This is a genomic window from Frankia sp. EI5c, assembly GCF_001636565.1.
GTDB lineage: Bacteria > Actinomycetota > Actinomycetes > Frankiales > Frankiaceae > Parafrankia.
Map to the genome: position 1 here is coordinate 1 of NZ_LRTK01000030.1, position 17,198 is coordinate 17,198.

Genomic DNA, 17,198 nt, shown 5'->3' on the forward strand with positions numbered 1-17,198 from the left:
CACCCCACAACAGGCCTACGACGAATACCTGAAAAAGCAGGATGCCGCGTAAATCAGCTTAATAGGACCTGGCCGGATGCAAAGGGGCGCATCAGGGTGACTCTGTCGAAGCGTGCGTCCTGGTTCCTGATCGCGGTGGGTGTGTGGACGTGGGCCATCTGGCCGAATTTGTAGAACATTCACTTATGACCTAGGTACTGGGTCTGGGCCACAGATGATCGGCCAGCGGTTGCGGGGCCAGATGGTGGGTTACCCGCGAAGGAGGGTCTCGCTGGACGCGCGCACGTCACACTCTGGAAGCCTGCCGCCTCGATCGATGATCGGCTAGGGCAGTAGCGTGAGCGTCCGATTGGCTTTGACGACAGTGAAGTGCCGGCGGTCGACGGTGGCGACCTCGTCGACGCCGAGTCGTTCCGCGCAGGCGATCACCGATGCGTCCACGGTGCCCAGGGGCAGGCTGCGGTACTGGTTGACCAGATCGGCGATCCTCAGCCAGTCGGTTGGGTGGACGGTCTCGACATCGAACGCACCGGAGGCCAAGTCCGCGAGGAAACGCAGTTCAGCCTGCGTGCCGAGTCGGGTACCGAGTAGGTAGACCACCTCGGTGATTACAAGGGTGGGGACGATCAGCGGTCCGNGGTGGGTTTCCAGCAGATCCGCGCAGGCCTCGTGATGTTGGTCGTCGGCGTCGACGTACGCGTAGAGCGGGCCGGCGTCGACTACGAGGGCTATGACGCCACCTCGTTGGCGAGGATCTCCTCCATGCGCTCGGAGATGTCCTGCCGGCCGCTGCGGCCTGCGCCCCGGGCGCCGAGTACGCGCCGTCCGTTGGTCGTCTCGACCCGTTCGAGGAGTTCGGCGAGACCTGCCGGCACGATCGCGGCCAACCGCTGGCCCTTGTCCGTCAGGTAGACGACCTGACCAGACGCGGCAGCCTCTCGGACGACCTCGGCAAGCTGGTCGTCGGGGGGAAGCGGCATCTCCGTCATGGCGACATCGTAACTTTGGTTCACTCGTCTCACCCGCTGTCGATCGCTCGCTCGGGGGCGCGGCACAGCGACGTTCCCACCACTCAAACAGCAAGCTCTCAGGGATGCCGTCTACTGGTCCCACCCTACGGGCGATCGGCGTGGCTGAAATCGCGCGTCCACAGGGAGGCCACGGAGGCTGTGGGTGCGAGGCTGGTGGAGTGACTCTGTCGAAGCGTGCGTCGTGGTTCTTGATCGCGGTGGGTGTGTGGACGTGGGCCATCTGGCCGAATTTCCTGAAGAACATCTGGAAGGACGACCGCTCCTGGGATGACGGGCCGACCAGCTTCTTCACCGTTCATCTTGTCCTGGTCGTCTCTTCTCTGGCGATTGGATCGGGCGTCGGCTGGCTCGGCATCCGCGGGGCGCGAGCAGGCCGTCCCGGTGCGTCCGGTGATGCGGCTACTCCTGACCGACTGATCAGCTCCGGTCGCTGAGGCCGCTGCGGACCGGGTAGCACCCCGCCGCCACCGGAGTCGCCGCCACCGCCGAAGTAGCCGCCACTCGCGCCGCCGGACGTGGTGGTCTTGGGGTCTGGCAGGGCGGGGTGTACACCCCGTTGCGGGTAGGTTCCCGGTTCCGTCGACCCCGCCGGCTCCGGAAACACTGTTCGCCGCGGGACATCCCGGTCCGCCGCGGGCCTTGGTCGAGCGGCGACGGGTAGTTCCGGAGGCGGTGGTCGGCGCGGCTCATCCGGACGGCTGCCGCCGGTGTCTCCTGGGATGGGTCAGCGGCGCAGATTCCGGTGGCCCGACGGCCAGGTTGGTTCGGGGAGATCTCGCCCGAGGAGCCTGTCCGCCTTCCTGGTCCATCGCGGCCGCTGATGCCACAGTTCCGCTTCGACGTCGTCGGCCCAGCGGCGGCGGTTGAGCCGGGTCATCATGGTGCCCTGGTCGAGATAGCGCTGGTAGCGGCGGTAACGCAGTCGCATCGGCACTGTCGCCGAAAACAGTGCGATGCAGCCACCCGTCAGCAGTATAATTCCGAGAATTCCGGCCGCCGCCTCGTTGCGGAAGATGAAGCCGACTGAGACTGCGATGAAAAGAACCGCTCCGCAATAGGAGTAGCCAAGAATCGCGGTCGAGCCCTCTGGCTGCCTCTCACGAATCTCCAGCCAGAAGTACCACGGCGGCGGGAGGGGTGGCCTTGGTGCGTCTTCGTGGGTGAGTGCCGGGCGGGATGGGTCGTGCAAGGTTACCGTCCCCCCGATCCTGGCAGGCGGGCTGGCAGCCCGCGGCGCGATTAATTCTAGCGGTGATGGCACGTTCGGCGGCCTGGATCGTGGGATCCCGAGACGTCGCGCCGCGGCGTGCCGGGAGTGCGGCGGAGGTGTCAACATCCGACGGGGCGGAAGTGACCCGGTGGGCCCGGATGACGGTGGAGCGGGATCCGCACCTGCGCGCGGCTCCTGCCAGCGCACAGGTCGGGTACTTCGCCCAGCTGCTCCCGGACACNGCGATCGGCCGGCACGCCGTCCAGCACATCGAGACCGCGCTGCGCCCGCGAGAGTACGGCATCTATCTGCGGCCTCGCCAAGTGGCGCTCGGGGCGCGTGCGCAATGGCTCGACCGGCAGGAGCGGATCGCCGTCGACCTGAGAGTGATCCTCGGGTCCGGAGAACACAGCCAGTTCAATGCCGCACTGCGTGCTGGCTATCGGCAGCGGGCGCGTACCGGGCCGGATGGCGTCCAGTATTTCCCGCCCCCGAACCGGCTCCTCCCCGGCAGCCATGATGTCGCGGGCTTCGCGGCGGCTGTGGTCGACTACGACTGGATCCGCCAGCTCGTGCGGGACTTCGCCGCGCGGCCGGGGCACGGTGTGCTCGGCCGCGAGCCCGCCTGATAGGGCGACCCTGATCCGGGCGCCGAAACGGCCCCGCCGGATGGCGCGTCCCGGTGTAAGGAGAAACTGGCGGGATGATGCGTGGTGCCCGCGGGGCGGTGCTGCTTTCGCTTGGTGGGTGGCTGGTCTGCTTCCTTGGTTGGATTCTCCTGCTGACGAGCGAGGCCGTACTGGGCTGCCCGGCGCTCATGCACGATTCTGACTACGGCCAGCAAAGCTGGGTCTGGGGGCCGCCGGGAAACCGGTGTACCTGGTCACTGGCCGAGGGCACCTATGTTCAGGACCCGCCGTTCGCGAGGTACGGACTGATCCTGCTGTTTGTTCTCCGGCCGGCGAGCACCTTGCTCGTGGCCGGTGCGATCCGGCGGGAGGGCCGGGGCAAGGCCGGGTAGATAGCCGGGCCACCGTGGCTGGTTCGGAACGAAGGAAAGCCGTGGGGGCGCGGAGCCCGTGCGGGCAGCCCCTGTNCCCCCAGCGATGCCGCCTCGTCTGATCGGTTGATCAGTTCCGGTCGCTCTGTCGACAGCGCCGGGGAGACCCGGCCTGGCTATGCCGACTTCGTCGTCAACCGCCTGCGCGGCTGTACCTCTCCCGGGCCGGTCTGATCGCGCTGGAGGCCATGCTCGCCCGGTAACAGCGTGGTCGCGCGGGTGCCCGTGACCAGGGTTGTCGACGCTGAACGTCAGCTCGGCGATCATGAGGCCGGCGTAGTGACCTTCCCGTCGCGCCCACGGCTGTTGGAGCGGGCGCGGCGAAGGCCGGGTCAGGTGTTGCGGCCGCCGTTGACGCCGATGATCTGGCCGGTGATGTAGCCGGCTTCCTCGGAGACGAGGAAGGAGCAGGCCGCGGCGATGTCCTCGGGCCGGCCGACGCGGCGGACCGGGGTGCGGGCGGCGTGCTCGTCCACAGTCGCGCCGAAGCGGCCCTTTTCCTCACTGTGGCGCAGCATCGGGGTGTCGACGAAGCCGGGCGGGATGGTGTTGACGGTGATTCCGGCGGGGCCGAGTTCGAGGGCGAGGGCCTTGGTGAAACCGATGACGCCGGCTTTGGAGGCGACGTAGTGGGTCATGTAGGGCTGGCCGCTGTGGGCACTGGACGAGGAGATGTTCACGATCCGGCCCCAGCCGGCCTCGATCATGTCCGGGGCGGCCACCTGGCAGCAGTGGAAGGTCCCCGTCAGGTTCACGGTCAGAATGGACGTCCACTTCTCCAGGGAGATGTCGAGGAACCGGTGGTATCCGGTCTTGCCGGCGGAGTTCACCAGGATGGCGATCGGCCCGAGCTGGTCGCGCACTTCCGCCAACGCGGCCTCGACGCTCGCGCGGTCGGCGACGTCGACGCCGACGCCGACGGAGTGCGCTGATCCGCCTTCGGTCGCGGTCGACGTCGCGGCCGCGATCTCGGCCGCGACGTCCTTCGCGGCACCCTCATTGAGGTCGAGGACGGCGACCTTGGCGCCGTCCCGCGCGAGCCGAAGCGCACACGAGCGTCCGATTCCCGAACCGCCGCCCGTGACGACGGCGACCTTGCCGATCAGTGTGCCGGCCATGTGTGATCCTTTCAGCGTCAACTGCCCGCGCCGTGTGTCGTGCGCCGCGGGGTTGGGTGTGGTGCGCGGTTGGGTGAGGCGTGCGGTTGGGTGAGGTGCGCGGTGTCCTGGTCAGTCGGCAGGCCCGGTGGCGCGATCAAGCTCCGCGATGATCTCGGTGGGGATCTCCAGCCCCGAGGCGGCGAGTACCTCGTCCAGCTGGGTGGTGGTCGAGACGGCGACGCTGGCCGTGGCGACCGGCTTCGTCCACTGCCAGGCCAGCGCGAGCTGCGCGGCGGTGCAGCCGAGCCGCCTGGCGGCCGCCCGCACGGCGGCGAGGCGTGTGTCGCCGACCGGGCGCCCGGGAGTGCTGGCAGGGCCAGTGCCGGGGCCGGGGCCCATGTCAGTGCCAGCGCCAGCGACAGGTGCGGCGACTGGTTCGGGCTGGTCCGGCCCGAGGGCCGGGACGCCGATGAAGCCCAGGCCTTCCTCGGCGAGGAGCGGGAAGTGCTCGCGTTCCGCGGCGCGGACGGTCGGGCCGTACGCCCCCCGCGCTGAGACGAAACGGGCCCGGCCGGACCGGTCGCTGGCGGCGAGGGCCTTCATGAGGCGGTAGGCGGGGAAGCCGGTCGCGCCGACGTAGAGAACCTTGCCCGCGCGGACGAGATCATCGAGTGCCTCGATGGTCTCCTCCAGCGGAGTCGTCGGATCGTCGGCACCGAGCTGGTAGAGATCGATGTGGTCGGTTCCGAGCCGGCGCAGGCTGGCGTCGCAGGCGGCGCGCAGGTGGCGCCGGCTGTTGCGGGTGCCGTGGCGGGCCGGGTCCGGTGCGGCACCGGCGGTGGCGGCGAGCACGACCTCCGAGCGCCTGCCGCGCAGCGCCGCGCCGCAGATCTCCTCGGCGGTGCCGGGCAGGTCGGTGGTGCCGGGCAGGTCGGTGGTGTCGACGAAGTTGCCGCCGGCGTCGAGGTAGCGCGCGAGGATGTCGGCGGCGGTCCGCTGGTCACAGCCTCGGCCGGGGGCACCGAAGGTCGTGGCTGCCAGTCCGAGCTGGGAGACGTAGAGACCACTTCGGCCCAGCCGCTGGTAACGCATGCGCATCGGCCCGGTAGCCGCGGGCATGGTGGACGCCACGGCGGGTGCGGGTGCGGGTGCGGGGACGGGCACGGGCACGGGCACGGGCGCCGGGTGGTCGCGGGTCAGGACTCCGCTCAGGAAGAGGCGCACGGCGTGCTGAAGACGCTGCTCCTCCATCTCGGGGGTGCGGTAGATGCCGTAGGCCGCGAGCCAGGCCGGCATCGCCCCGACCATGGCGAAGAACTGCTCGGCGGCCAGCGTGATGTCCGGGACGGACACGGCTCCCGCCTGCTGGTGGTCATGGAGAAGATCGATGATGACCTGGATGCGGGGTGACCAGGTGGTCGCCTGGGAACTGGCCGCGAACTCCGGGAAGCGGGCCGATTCGGCGATGGCCATCCGGCTCAGCCGCACGATGTCCGGGTCGACGGAGCGGGCCAGGATCGCCCTCGCGATCAGGGTCAGGCTGGCGGCGAGATCGTCCGGCAGCGGTTCGAGGACCCTGGCGTCGCGTTCCTGCCGGGTGAGCGCCCAGGAGCTGACGGCGATGAACAGCGTCCTCTTGTCGGGGTAGCGGCTGTACAGGGTGCTCTTGGTGACGCCGGCGGCCCGCGCGACGGCCTCCATCGTGGTGCGGTCGTAGCCGTACTCGAGGAAGGTGTCGACGGCGGCCCGCCGCAGCTTCTCGGTGAGCCTGGCGGCCTCCTCGGACGTCGGCCGGCCGGCGCGGGACCGTCCGCTGTCGTCAGATCTGGGCTCCACCGAAAAAACGTACGAGCACGTCTGCTTCTGGGTCAAGGCGAGGCCCTCCGGTCCGCCGGTTGACCGAAACCGGACGCCGTCGTACGTTTTTGCCCGTCCGACCTGGCCGCAGTCCCGGAGGCAGTCCCATGGCCTACTTCTCCAAGCCCGCCGAAGGCAGCTGGACGGAGCACTACCCCGACCTCGGCACGGGGCCGGTCTCCTTCGAGGACTCGATCTCCCCCGAGCACTACGAGCTCGAGCGCGCGGCCATCTTCCGGCGGACCTGGCTGAACGTCGGCCNGGTGGAGCAGGTCCCGCGCAGGGGGTCCTATTTCACCCGGGAGATCCACGCCGCGAACGCGTCGGTGATCATCGTGCGGGACGCCGAAGAGCAGGTGCGGGCCTTCCACAACGTCTGTCGGCACCGCGGCAACAAGCTGGTCTGGAACGACTTCCCGCAGGCGGAGACCAGCGGCACGGCGCGGCAGTTCACNTGCAAATACCACGCCTGGCGCTACGGGCTGGACGGTGCCTGCACGTTTGTGCAGCAGGAGTCCGAGTTCTTCGATTTCGACAAGGCGGACTACGGCCTCGTTCCGGTGCGCTGCGAGGTGTGGGAGGGGTTCGTCTTCGTCAACTTCGACAACGAGGCCGGGCCGCTGCGCGAGTATCTCGGGCGTTTCGCCGCCGGTCTCGAGGGCTACCCGTTCGGCGAGATGACGGAGGTCTACCGGTACCGGGCCGACGTCGGCAGCAACTGGAAGCTCTATCTCGACGCGTTCGCCGAGTTCTACCACGCACCCGTGCTGCACGCGAAGCAGTACGTGAGCGAGGAGTCGCAGAAGCTCATGGGCTACGGCTACGAGTCGCTGCACTACGAGCTGGACGGTCCGCACTCGATGCAGTCGGCGTGGGGCGGCATGGCCCCGCCTCGGGACCTCAAGATGGTCAAGCCGATCGAGCGGGCACTGCGCAGCGGCAACTTCGGCCCGTGGGACCGCCCCGACATCGCCGGCCTCGACCNGCTTCCGCCGGGGGTGAACCCGGCCGGGCACAAGGCCTGGGGACTGGATTCCTACGTCTTCTTCCCCAACTTCATGATCGTGGTGTGGGCGCCGGGCTGGTACCTCACGTATCACTACTGGCCGACCGCCTACAACCGGCACATTTTCGAGGGGACGCTGTACTTCGTCCCGCCGAAGACCCCCGGTGACCGACTTCGCCACGAGCTGGCCGCGGTGACGTTCAAGGAGTTCGCCCTCCAGGACTGCAACACGCTGGAGGCCACCCAGAAGATGCTGGAGACCCGGGTCGTCCGGGAGTTCCCGCTCAACGACCAGGAGCTCGCCGTCCGGCACCTGCACCGCAGCGCCGGTGACCGGGTGGCCGCCTACCAGCGGGAGATGGCCGGCGGGCACTGACCGCGGACCTTCCGGCGGCGGCGGACCCCTCGGTGGCTCTTCGCCGGGCGTGTCGGTGGCCTCGACCGGACCTCTCGCCGGCGCCAGCCGAACCGGTCGGTGGCGTCCGGTAGACAGGGGGCATGGCGGACCAGGCTGCGCACCCCGGCACGGCACCCTTCGGTACGGCACTCTCCGGCCCGGCACCCCTCGGCACGGTGCCGCCCTCCGGCACTGAGCCGGGCGGCGCGGCATCCGCCGGTGTCGGTGCCGGTGTCGGTGCCGGTGTCGGTGTCGGTGCCGGTGCCGGTGCCGGGGTGCCGCGCGCCCGGGCCGAGGAACTGCTGCGGGCGCTGGCCGGTCCGGAGGCGGCCCTGCGTGACGATCAGTGGCGGGCGATCGACGCACTCGTGACCGGCCGGCGCCGGGTGCTGCTCGTCCAGCGCACGGGGTGGGGGAAGTCGGCCGTCTACTTCCTGGCCACGGCGCTGCTGCGGGGCGGCCGGAGCGCCGGTGGCGCACCGGTCGGGCCCACGGTGATCGTCTCGCCGCTGCTCGCTCTCATCCGCAACCAGGCGGCCGCCGCCGCGCGGCTCGGGGTCCGCGCCGGGGAGATCCATTCGGGCAACCTCACCGAGTGGGACGAGGTCTACGGCGCGCTGCGGGCCGGCGAGCTCGATCTGCTGCTGGTCGGCCCGGAGCGGCTGAACAACCCGAAGTTCCGGGACGAGTACCTGCCGGAGCTGGCCCGCACGACGGGCCTGCTCGTCATCGACGAGGCACACTGCATCTCCGACTGGGGCCACGACTTCCGGCCGGACTACCGCCGCCTGCGGTCGCTGATCGGCGGGCTGCGCCCGGAGGTGCCTGTGCTCGCCACGACCGCCACCGCGAACGCGCGGGTGGTCGAGGACGTCAGCGAGCAGCTCGGCGCGGGCTCGGCCGGCGCCGAGACGTTGGTCCTGCGCGGCCCGCTGGAGCGGGAGAGCCTGCGCCTCGCGGTCGTCACGCTGCCCAGCGCCGAGGAGCGGTTCGGCTGGCTCGCGGATCGCCTCGCCGAGCTTCCCGGCTCCGGGATCGTCTACACGCTCACCAAGCCGGCGGCCGAGGAGCTGACCGGGTTCCTGCGGGCCCAGGGGCACGCCGTGGCGACCTACCACGGCGGGACGGAGCCGGCCGAGCGGATCGTGGCCGAGGAGGACCTGCTCGCGAACCGGGTCAAGGCCCTGATCGCCACCAGCGCGCTGGGCATGGGGTTCGACAAGCCGGACCTCGGCTTCGTGGTCCATGTCGGGGCGCCGAACTCGCCGATCGCCTACTACCAGCAGGTCGGCCGGGCGGGCCGCGCGCTGGAGTCGGCCGAGGCGATCCTGCTGCCGGCCGCGGAGGACCGCGCCATCTGGCGGTACTTCGCCGACACGTCCTTCCCGCCCGAGCAGCTGGTGCGGGGGGTGCTCGGTGCGCTGGAGCAGGCATCCAGGCCGATGTCGACCCAGGCGTTGCTCGCCGTGGTCGACCTGGGGCCCAGCCGCCTGGAACAGATGCTGAAGGTGCTGGACACCGACGGCGCCGTGCGGCGGGTCAAGGGCGGCTGGGAGCACACCGGGCAGCCGTGGGCCTACGACGCACGCCGGTACGCGCGGGTCGCGGCGGCCCGTGCGGCCGAGGAGCAGGCGATGCTCGACTACATCGCGACCCCGTCCTGCCGGATGGAGTTCCTGCGCCGCGCCCTCGACGACCCGCACGCCCGCCCGTGCGGCCGGTGCGACCGGTGCACCGGCCAGGCCTGGGCTTCGGACGTCTCCGCCGGTGCGCGGGCCAGTGCCCGCGCCGAACTGCACCGCCCCGGAGTCGTCATCGAGCCGCGCAAGATGTGGCCCACCGGCATGCGCACACTGGGTATCGACGCCTCCGGCCGGATTCCGGCCTCCGCCGCGGCGAGGTCCGGGCGGGCACTGGCGCGGCTCAACGATCTGGGCTGGGGAAACAGGCTGCGGCCCATGTTCACCGGCGGCCCGGGGAGCGCCGGCCGGGAAGGGGGTCTGGACGCGCCGGTGCCCGACGACGTGTTCGACGCGGTGGTGCGGATGCTCGCCGCCTGGCAGTGGGAACAGCGCCCGGCGGCTGTGGTGACCATCGGGTCGCGGACCCGTCCGCGACTCGTCGCCGACTTCGGGAAGCGTGTCGCCGAGGTGGGCCGGTTGCCGCTGCTCGGGGAGCTGGCTCGGGTCGCGGACGGGCCGTTCGCGGGCCAGGTGCACAACAGCGCGCACCGGCTCGCCGGGCTGTGGTCCGCGTTCGAGGCGCCGCCCGCGCTGTCCCGGGCGCTCGGTGAGCTGGCCGGTCCGGTGTTGCTGGTGGACGATCTGGTCGTCACGGGCTGGACGATGACGGCCGCCGCCCGGGTGCTGCGCGCGGCCGGCGCACCCGCCGTGCTGCCGCTGACCCTGGCGGTCGAGAGCGGCTGACGGCTGACCGCGGCGGTGGCTGCGCGCGTTACGGACAGGGCCCGCCGCCTGCCCGGGGCCGGTAAGATCAAAACCGAATCCAGGCTTTCCCGCCCCATGAAGAGCGAGGTCCTCGATGGCGCTGCGGGCCAGGATCACCGGTCACCTGGCGCCCTTCCTCGTCCCAGGAGAGCGCGTTCAGCAGGCGTTTCCGGCGCAGGCCGGGCCGTCTTTCGCCCCCGGCCTTCTCATGATCCTGGGCTCCTTGCCGACCCTGCTGGTCGGTCATCTTTTTCCCGATCTCTATTTCCTTGGCTTCGGTGTTCTGGTGGTCTGCTACGCCGCCGCTCTCGTGATCCTGCTGGTCTCGGTGGAGAACAGGATTGTGGCCGTCACCGACCAGGGCATCCTGGTGCTCGCCGCCGGCCCGTTCTCGCCGTTCACGCCGAAGTGGCAGGCGCCGCTCGCGCGCCTGCCACGGCAGACCGCTCTGGGCCCGGTCAGGGGTCTGTGGGGAACGAGCAGGTTGGCCGGCGAGAAGCTGCGGGTCTCGATCGTGTACCGCGGGGAGGTCGCCGCCGCGAACGCCGCCGTGGCCGAGGCCATGGTGTGACGGAGTCGTCGCCGTGGCGGGGTGTCTCGACCCGGCTCGACCCACCCTGGCCGCGTGTGTCGGCGCTGGCGCCAGCGCTGTTGCGATGACGCGACACGGGCCGTGGTGTCTCCGATGTGGGTTTGTTGCGATGAAATGAGCTTCGTGATTAAGTTAGCTTTCCTTTACTTGCCCAGGATCGAGCAGGGGCCGTCAGCCCTGCCCTGATTCAGGGATGCAGGAAGGCAGGCGAGATCAGCGATGGCAGTGGATGTGCGGCCTGTGGTGTCTGGCCCGACGACGGTGCTGTATCCCCTGCGTAACCGCCTGGTAGAGGTCCGCCGAGTCACCCGGCTGACGCCCCGCATGGTGCGGGTGACCCTCGGCGGGGAGGAGATGGCGGGCTTCCAGGACGGCCAGGCGGGTTCGCCCGACGACCACGTGAAGCTCTGCTTCCCGGCACCCGGCGCGGATCTTCCGGTGCTGCCGGTCGTCAGGCCGGACGACCTGGGGGAGCAGGACCCGAATGGGCCGCTCCCGATCCTGCGGGACTACACCGTCCGCGCCTGGCGCCCCGAGCGGCTGGAAATCGACGTCGACATGGTGCTGCACGGCCACGGCATCGCCACCACCTGGGCCCGGGAGGCAAGGCCGGGGAAGGTGATCGGCGTGCTGGGGCCGCGCGGCTCGGTGCACTACACCGGTGACTACCCCTGGTACCTGCTCGGCGCGGACGAGACCGGGCTGCCGGCACTCGCCCGCCGCCTGGCGGAGTTGCCGGCCGGCGTGCCCACGTTCGTCTTCGTGCAGGTGGCGGGCCCGGCCGAGGAGCAGGAGCTGACGTCGGCGGCCGACGTGTCGCTGACCTGGCTGCACCACGGCCCGGCGCCGGCCGGCGCCGGCTCCCCGCTGGAGGCGGCGGTCCGGGCGCTCACCCTGCCCCCGGGCGAGGGCCTGGTGTGGTTCGCCGGTGAGGCGACGATGCTGCGCCCCATCCGCCGCTACCTGCGCCGGGAGCTGGGCCTCCCCAAGGAGCGGGTCGACGTCGACGGCTACTGGAGGCGTGGTGTGATCGAGCTCGATCACCAGGAGGCCGTCGGCGAGGACTGACGCCGACGGCCGCTCCCGGCCGGCTACTGATGGGTCAGCTTCTCGGCGATCTGGTCGATGAAGCCCTGCTCGATGGTGCGCGGCGGGACGTTCTGCACATTGATGACGGTGAGCTCGACCGCCACCCGGCCGACGTAGAAGTAGAACGTGTCGTACACGTAGCCGTAGGTGTCGTACTGGTCCGAGATGCCCAGCGAGGTGCGGACAAGCGCGGTGACGCCGCGCGGCGGGGTCGGTGTCTCGACCGCGACGATCTCGTAGCTGATGTCGTCGGTTCCCGCGCCCGCCAGCTGTTCTTCCAGGGAGCCGCGGAAGCAGTCACCGAAACGCGGGTTGGTCACGATCTCCGCGTCCTGGCGAATCTGCTCCGCCGGAAGAATCTTCGCCCGGCTGGACGCCGTGAAGTCGGACTCCTCGATGTTGGCGAACCTGTCACCGGTCGCCTCGTCCGAGGGGGGCGGCGGATCGTAGCCCGGAACCCCGACGCAGGCGGCGACCTCCGCGCGCATCGAGCTGTCCTGCTCGCTCTGGCCGGCGGCGCCCGAGCGTTCGAAGTCCGCCGTCTCGGGACCGGCGGTGAGCAGGTAGTCGTTCGCGCGCAGCTCCCGCGCGGGTGCGCCGGTGGGTCGCTCGGACGGGGCCGCCGGCCCGGTCGCCGCGGGCGCGCTCGCCGTGGGCGCGGCCGTGTCCGGGAGCGTGAGGGTGCCCTCCTGACAGCCGGCGACCGTGACCGCCAACGCCGCCGCGGCGATCCCACCGGACACCGCCCGCAGCGCGCCCCGGCGCCGCCGAATGCCGCCCATCGCCTACCTCCGTGTGTTCGCTCAGCCGGTGTCGAACGGCGCGAACCGCCGTTGACGACGAGCAAAACGATGCCGGAGGAAAGGTATTCATGCCAATTCCTGGGATGTCTTCCGCGAGACATGTGTCGTCTACTGAATATCCGGAGAGAATTCGGCCCGGTGGCGTCCGGTGCTTGTTCGTGATGCCCCCCTTGACAGCGGGGGTGGAGGGCCTCGGAGTCCCGTGGGTGCCGGGTGCCGGGTGCCGGGTGCCGGGTGCCGGGTGCCGGGTGCCGGGTGCCGGCGGAGCGGCCTTCCGCACCCATCGGTTCGCGTCCGGCGGGCCGGCGCCTCGCCGGCAGCCCGACGTGGTCGTCACGGCGGGCCGCCGGGTCGGGCGACGGTCGAACCACTCACCGAGGCCGCCACGACCACGACGGCGTCGGTGAGGTGCGGATGAGGTGCGGTGAGGCTCGGTGAGGTGCGGTGGGTGGGTGGTTGGGGCGGCCGCGTCGGTCAGTTCTGTGGCTGCGGGTTGTGCGGCGCCGGCAGGTACCGCGGCTCCGGGACCCCTGAAGCCACGCCCGCCAGCGGCGTCTCCAGCTCGGCGCGGCGGAGCACCGAGCCCAGGATCTCCCCGGCCCGGACGGAGATGTTCGACAGCAGCGAAGAGGAGATGCCGTGCGCGTATTCGCTGGCGCCGGGGATGTAGATCCCGGCGGTGGTCTCGGGTTTCGTGTCGACGCTGTAGTCCCGGCCCACCTGTAGCCGCCCGTCCTCGCCGACCAGGCAGGAGGATTCCAGGCCGCCGAGCACCCGGCGGGGGTCGCGGGCGTCGTAGCCGGTGGCGAGAACGACGATGTCGGTGTCGAGGAGCCGTTTGTCCCCGGTCGAAAGGTGGCGGATGTGCAGCCGGGTGCCGTCCGCCAGTTTCTCGTAGGACTCCACCGTCGACGCCCGCAGGAAGTGCAGCCGGCGCGGGCCGCGGATCTTCTCCTGGTAGGTGCGGCGGTACAGCTCGTCGATCAGGTCCAGATCGACCGCGGAATAGTTCGTGCCGCGATGGTAGGAGAGCAGCATCGACCGGACGCTTTCCGGCGCGTGGTAGAACTCGCCGACCGCGTCCGGGTCGAAGATCTGGTTGACGAAACCGCTGTTGTCGGCCGGGCTCAGGCCGTAGCGGGCGAACACGGCGTAGATCTCGGCCTGCGGGAACCGGGAGTGCAGGTGCTCGGTCGCCTCGGCGGCGCTCTGCCCGGCCCCGACCACGACGAAGCGCTGCCGGGGCAGCTCCGGCAGGTTCTCCAGCCGGTGCAGAAGCTGGTGGTTGTGCCAGGTGCGGTCGTCGAGCTCCACGCCGGCGGGAACGCGGGGTTCGAGCCCGGCCGCGATGACGACGTTGCGAGCCCGCCGGACGACGGTGCGATCGGGCTGGCCCGGCCGCCGGCNGATCACGTCGATGTAGGCGATGACGCCGTCCTGGAAGACCGGCTGCAGGTCGAGGACCTCGGTGTCGTATTCGACGACGTCCGAGAGCCGGTTCGCGGCCCATTCCAGATAGTCGTGGTACTCGCACCGCAGCGGGTACATCGTCTTGAGGTTGATGAAATCGACCAGGCGGTCCTGGGAATGCAGGTAGGAGAGAAAGCTGAAACTACTGGCCGGATTGCGCAGCGTGACCAGGTCCTTGAGATAGGAGACCTGCATGGTCGCGCCGTCCAGCAGCATCCCCCGGTGCCAGCCGAAGCGCTGCTGCCGTTCCAGGAAAACGGCGCGGAGCGCGGCCCCCGCGGAGACACTGCTGTTGTGTTCCTCGATCGCGATGGCCAGGGCGATGTTCGAGGGCCCGAAGCCGACTCCGATGACGTCGTGAACGCCGAGTTCCGCAATCGGTGAACGGTCTCCCACGGCTGNCCCTCATGTCGGTTGATTCAGTCTTCGGATCGATCCGTGTGATCCGAAATATTAACTTAGGCTAACTTTACCTATGTTCGGACGGACATGTTGCGCTGTCAAGGTGTTCGCCGAGGTCGGGGTGGTTGTCCCGGTGAGCCGACAGGCCCGCCGGGGTCGGACGGTTGCCCTGGGTGGTCGAGGTGTTCCGGTCGGGAGGCTCCGGCCGGTTGGAGTCGCGTGGCCCCTCTTGACGGTGTTGTGGGTGTTAAGTGAACCTAACTTAGGTGGGATGCGGTTGGTGGTCAAGTGAGTCGGATGGGCGGTCTGGGTCACTCGTAGGCGCCTGACCTGTATCGCGAGGTTATGTAGGTTAGGTTCACCTAATACGCCCGGCGACACGTCCGACGCCGACCGCGAGCCCAACACACACTCGGAGGACCGTTGCTTCCGCTGTTGACCGAGCCGGCGGACCTGCTGGCGGACTATCGATCCGGGGGGTCCTTCCTCTTCGCCTCGCGGCGGGGCGTGCTGCTCGCCGAGGGGGCGGCGGCGCTGGTGGCCGCCGGCCCGTGGGGGCTGGCCGCGGACAGCATCAGCGGCGAACTCGCCGGCTACACCGGTCTCGACCAGTTCGCCGGTGCCGGCTGGACCGGCACCCGTCGCTCGCCGATCGCCGTCGGGGTCGTCCCCTTCGACCTGAACCGACCCGGCCGCCTCGTCGTCCCCGCGGCGGTGCGCGAGTCCGAGCCGTTGGACGTCCCCGTCGCGCGGCCGAGGAACCCGGCCGCCGCCCCCGACGACAGCCTGGACCCGCTGGCCCCCCACCCCCACCCCGAGCCGGAGATGGCCGTGCGCGCCAGCGGGCGGCTGGAGGCGCTGCCCACCCCCGCCGACTACGCCGCCGGCGTCGCCCGCGCGGTGCGGATGCTGCGGGCCGGGGAACTCGACAAGGTCGTGCTGGCCCGCACCCTGCGGGTACCCGGCCCGGTGGACGCCGCCGCCCTGCTCCGCCGGCTCGCCCGGCGCGATCCGCAGGCGTTCGTTTTCGGGGCGCAGGCACCGCTGCCGGCGATCGGCCAGCCGGGCGTGTACGGGAGTGTGGGCGGCACGCTGGTCGGGGCGAGCCCGGAACTCCTGCTCTCCCGGCGCGGGCCGCTGGTCGTCAGCAATCCGCTGGCCGGTTCCGCGGCCCGCAGCGCCGATCCGCAGGAGGACCGCCGCCGGGCCGCGGCACTGCTCGCCTCGGCGAAGGACGCCCACGAGCACGCCGTCGTCGTCGGCGCGGTCGCCGACGCGCTGCGCCCGTTCTGCCTCGGGCTGGACGTCCCCGCGGCCCCCAGCCTGATCCGCACCGCGACCATGTGGCATCTGTCCACCAGGATCAGCGGCTGGCTGGCCGACCCTTCGGTGTCGTCGCTGCGGCTCGCCGCGGCCCTGCATCCCACCCCGGCCGTGTGCGGCTGGCCGACGTCCGCCGCCCGGGCGGCCCTCAACGAGCTGGAGCCGTTCGACCGGGGTAGCTACACCGGCCTGGTCGGCTGGTGCGACGCCGAGGGCGACGGCGAGTGGGCCCTGGCGATCCGCTGCGCCGAGATCGCCTCGGACGGCTCCCTGCGCCTGTTCGCCGGTGCCGGGATCGTCGCCGAATCCCGGCCGGCGGACGAGCTCGCCGAGACCTCGGCGAAGTTCCGCACGCTGGGCCGGGCGATGGGGCTGGGGGACGACCTCTGATGCCCGCTCGCCGGCCCGCGAGGCGGTCAGCGCGCGCTGAGGGCCATGGCGTCGCCCGCACCGCCCGCGTCGCCCGCCCCGCCCGGCGCGCCGGGCTCGAGGCCGAGATCCAGGCCCCGGGCGGCGCGCGCGCCCTGGGCGGCCCGGCGCCGGGAACGGTCCGCGGGCACCACCAGCGGCGTGCCGCTCTCGGGGTCGGGGACCACGACGCAGGGCAGCCCGAACACCTCCTCGACCAGCTCCGCGGTGACGACCTCGGTCGGGTCGCCCTGCGCCACGATCCGGCCGGCCTTCATCGCGACCAGGTGCGTGGCGTAGCGGCAGGCCTGGTTGAGGTCGTGCAGGACCGCGACGAGTGTGCGGTTGCTCTCCTCGTGCAGGTCCGCGCACAGGTCGAGGATCTCGATCTGGTGCGCGAGATCGAGGAAGGTCGTCGGCTCGTCCAACAGCATGATCGGGGTCTGCTGGGCCAGCGCCATCGCGAGCCACACCCGCTGGCGCTGGCCGCCGGAGAGCTCGTCGACGTAACGGTCGGCGAGATCCTGGGTGTTGGTCGCGGCGAGGGCGTCGCGGACGGCCTCGTCGTCCTGCCGCGACCACTGGCGCAGCAGCCGCTGGTGCGGGTAGCGGCCCCGGGCCACCAGGTCGGAGACGAGGATGCCGCTCGGGGCGATCGAGGTCTGCGGCAGCAGCCCCAGCCGGCGGGCGACCTCCTTGGACGGCAGCGACCGGATGAGCGCCCCGTCCAGGTAGACCGCGCCGGTGCGCGGGCGCAGCATCCTGGCCAGCGCCCGCAGCAGCGTCGACTTGCCGCAGGCGTTCGGGCCGACGATCACCGTGAAGGAGTTGTCCGGGATGCGCAGGCCCAGGTCGGTGGCGACGACGCGCTGTTCGTAGGCGAGGGTGAGGTCCTCGGCATACAGGCGGGCCCCGCCGGACGTCGAGGCACCGGCCGCGCCGGCCGGGGCCACCGCGGCGGCCGGGGCCACCGGGCCCGCCAGGTCGGCCGGGTCCAGCGGGC

Annotated in this window: 14 protein-coding genes and 6 pseudogenes; 10 read left to right on the forward strand and 10 right to left on the reverse strand. The window is 71.0% G+C overall.

All coding sequences use genetic code 11. The features are described from left to right. Positions 1–324: 324 nt before the first annotated feature. The 3 genes and pseudogenes from UG55_RS15700 to UG55_RS15705 all read right to left on the reverse strand — a co-directional run. The coding region (locus tag UG55_RS15700) for a type II toxin-antitoxin system VapC family toxin (RefSeq protein ID WP_242424562.1) at positions 325–637 on the reverse strand (313 nt) is incomplete at its 5' end. Between the two features lies 1 nt (position 638). After that, a pseudogene (locus UG55_RS37695) lies at positions 639–732 on the reverse strand (VapC toxin family PIN domain ribonuclease); the annotation flags it as partial. Beyond that, a complete protein-coding gene (locus tag UG55_RS15705; RefSeq protein WP_066069165.1) occupies positions 729–989 on the reverse strand; it encodes a hypothetical protein in 261 nt (86 codons plus the stop codon). The gene UG55_RS15705 and the pseudogene UG55_RS37695, both read right to left, overlap by 4 nt. Positions 990–1,189: 200 nt before the next feature. Here UG55_RS15705 and UG55_RS27405 point away from each other — a divergent pair, with 200 nt between their 5' ends. Further along, the gene (locus tag UG55_RS27405) at positions 1,190–1,465 is read left to right on the forward strand and encodes an SCO4848 family membrane protein (protein WP_083986849.1); all 276 of its coding nucleotides are present in this window, start codon (positions 1,190–1,192) and stop codon (positions 1,463–1,465) included. Positions 1,466–1,755: 290 nt separating this feature from the next. Here the strand turns inward: UG55_RS27405 and UG55_RS28560 are convergent, their stop codons facing one another. Next, positions 1,756–2,220, reverse strand: coding sequence for a hypothetical protein (locus UG55_RS28560; protein WP_128423013.1), 465 nt, complete (start codon positions 2,218–2,220; stop codon positions 1,756–1,758). Between the two features lie 727 nt (positions 2,221–2,947). Between UG55_RS28560 and UG55_RS15720 the strand changes: the two genes are divergently transcribed. Next, entirely contained in the window at positions 2,948–3,262 is a 315-nt protein-coding gene (locus UG55_RS15720; RefSeq protein ID WP_128423015.1) for a hypothetical protein, read from the forward strand. Positions 3,263–3,633: 371 nt separating this feature from the next. Here the strand turns inward: UG55_RS15720 and UG55_RS15725 are convergent, their stop codons facing one another. Further along, positions 3,634–4,419, reverse strand: coding sequence for an SDR family NAD(P)-dependent oxidoreductase (locus UG55_RS15725; protein ID WP_066069179.1), 786 nt, complete (start codon positions 4,417–4,419; stop codon positions 3,634–3,636). Between the two features lie 111 nt (positions 4,420–4,530). Then, complete coding sequence (locus tag UG55_RS15730) at positions 4,531–6,237, reverse strand: aldo/keto reductase (RefSeq protein WP_066069182.1); 1,707 nt, start codon at positions 6,235–6,237, stop codon at positions 4,531–4,533. Between the two features lie 128 nt (positions 6,238–6,365). Between UG55_RS15730 and UG55_RS37700 the strand changes: the two are divergent. The 7 genes and pseudogenes from UG55_RS37700 to UG55_RS15750 all read left to right on the forward strand — a co-directional run. After that, positions 6,366–6,519 (forward strand): annotated as a pseudogene (locus UG55_RS37700) (aromatic ring-hydroxylating dioxygenase subunit alpha); the annotation flags it as partial. A 1-nt stretch (position 6,520) separates the two neighbouring features. Continuing rightward, positions 6,521–6,712 (forward strand): annotated as a pseudogene (locus UG55_RS37705) (Rieske 2Fe-2S domain-containing protein); the annotation flags it as partial. Between the two features lies 1 nt (position 6,713). After that, positions 6,714–7,242, forward strand: a pseudogene (locus UG55_RS37710) (SRPBCC family protein); the annotation flags it as partial. Between the two features lies 1 nt (position 7,243). Beyond that, a pseudogene (locus UG55_RS37715) lies at positions 7,244–7,640 on the forward strand (RHO alpha subunit C-terminal catalytic domain-containing protein); the annotation flags it as partial. Between the two features lie 122 nt (positions 7,641–7,762). Beyond that, a complete protein-coding gene (locus tag UG55_RS15740; RefSeq protein ID WP_242424565.1) occupies positions 7,763–10,087 on the forward strand; it encodes a RecQ family ATP-dependent DNA helicase in 2,325 nt (774 codons plus the stop codon). 115 nt (positions 10,088–10,202) lie between these two features. Then, positions 10,203–10,679, forward strand: coding sequence for a hypothetical protein (locus tag UG55_RS15745; protein WP_066069189.1), 477 nt, complete (start codon positions 10,203–10,205; stop codon positions 10,677–10,679). A 264-nt stretch (positions 10,680–10,943) separates the two neighbouring features. Then, entirely contained in the window at positions 10,944–11,768 is an 825-nt protein-coding gene (locus UG55_RS15750) for a siderophore-interacting protein (protein WP_199865152.1), read from the forward strand. 23 nt (positions 11,769–11,791) lie between these two features. Here the strand turns inward: UG55_RS15750 and UG55_RS15755 are convergent, their stop codons facing one another. The 3 genes and pseudogenes from UG55_RS15755 to UG55_RS37720 all read right to left on the reverse strand — a co-directional run. After that, the gene (locus UG55_RS15755; RefSeq protein WP_066069194.1) at positions 11,792–12,571 is read right to left on the reverse strand and encodes a hypothetical protein; all 780 of its coding nucleotides are present in this window, start codon (positions 12,569–12,571) and stop codon (positions 11,792–11,794) included. Positions 12,572–13,066: 495 nt separating this feature from the next. After that, a partial coding sequence (locus tag UG55_RS15760) for a SidA/IucD/PvdA family monooxygenase (protein ID WP_242424571.1) occupies positions 13,067–13,998 on the reverse strand: 932 nt, incomplete at its 5' end. Position 13,999: 1 nt separating this feature from the next. Then, a pseudogene (locus tag UG55_RS37720) lies at positions 14,000–14,458 on the reverse strand (SidA/IucD/PvdA family monooxygenase); the annotation flags it as partial. Positions 14,459–14,899: 441 nt separating this feature from the next. Here UG55_RS37720 and UG55_RS15765 point away from each other — a divergent pair. Beyond that, positions 14,900–16,177 carry an isochorismate synthase gene (locus tag UG55_RS15765; protein WP_242424572.1) on the forward strand — a complete coding sequence of 426 codons (1,278 nt, stop codon included), beginning with the start codon at positions 14,900–14,902 and terminating at the stop codon, positions 16,175–16,177. 26 nt (positions 16,178–16,203) lie between these two features. Here the strand turns inward: UG55_RS15765 and UG55_RS15770 are convergent, their stop codons facing one another. Further along, positions 16,204–17,148: an ABC transporter ATP-binding protein gene (locus UG55_RS15770; protein WP_066069369.1), complete on the reverse strand. Its 945-nt coding sequence runs from the start codon at positions 17,146–17,148 to the stop codon at positions 16,204–16,206. Positions 17,149–17,198: the final 50 nt, after the last annotated feature.

Excerpts from the sequence above, each read along its gene's own strand:
- UG55_RS15705 (WP_066069165.1), bottom strand. The coding sequence starts at position 989 with ATGACGGAGATGCCGCTTCCCCCCGACGACCAGCTTGCCGAGGTCGTC.
- UG55_RS15720 (WP_128423015.1), top strand. The coding sequence starts at position 2,948 with ATGCGTGGTGCCCGCGGGGCGGTGCTGCTTTCGCTTGGTGGGTGGCTG.
- UG55_RS15725 (WP_066069179.1), bottom strand. The coding sequence starts at position 4,419 with ATGGCCGGCACACTGATCGGCAAGGTCGCCGTCGTCACGGGCGGCGGT.
- UG55_RS15740 (WP_242424565.1), top strand. The coding sequence starts at position 7,763 with ATGGCGGACCAGGCTGCGCACCCCGGCACGGCACCCTTCGGTACGGCA.
- UG55_RS15745 (WP_066069189.1), top strand. The coding sequence starts at position 10,203 with ATGGCGCTGCGGGCCAGGATCACCGGTCACCTGGCGCCCTTCCTCGTC.
- UG55_RS15755 (WP_066069194.1), bottom strand. The coding sequence starts at position 12,571 with ATGGGCGGCATTCGGCGGCGCCGGGGCGCGCTGCGGGCGGTGTCCGGT.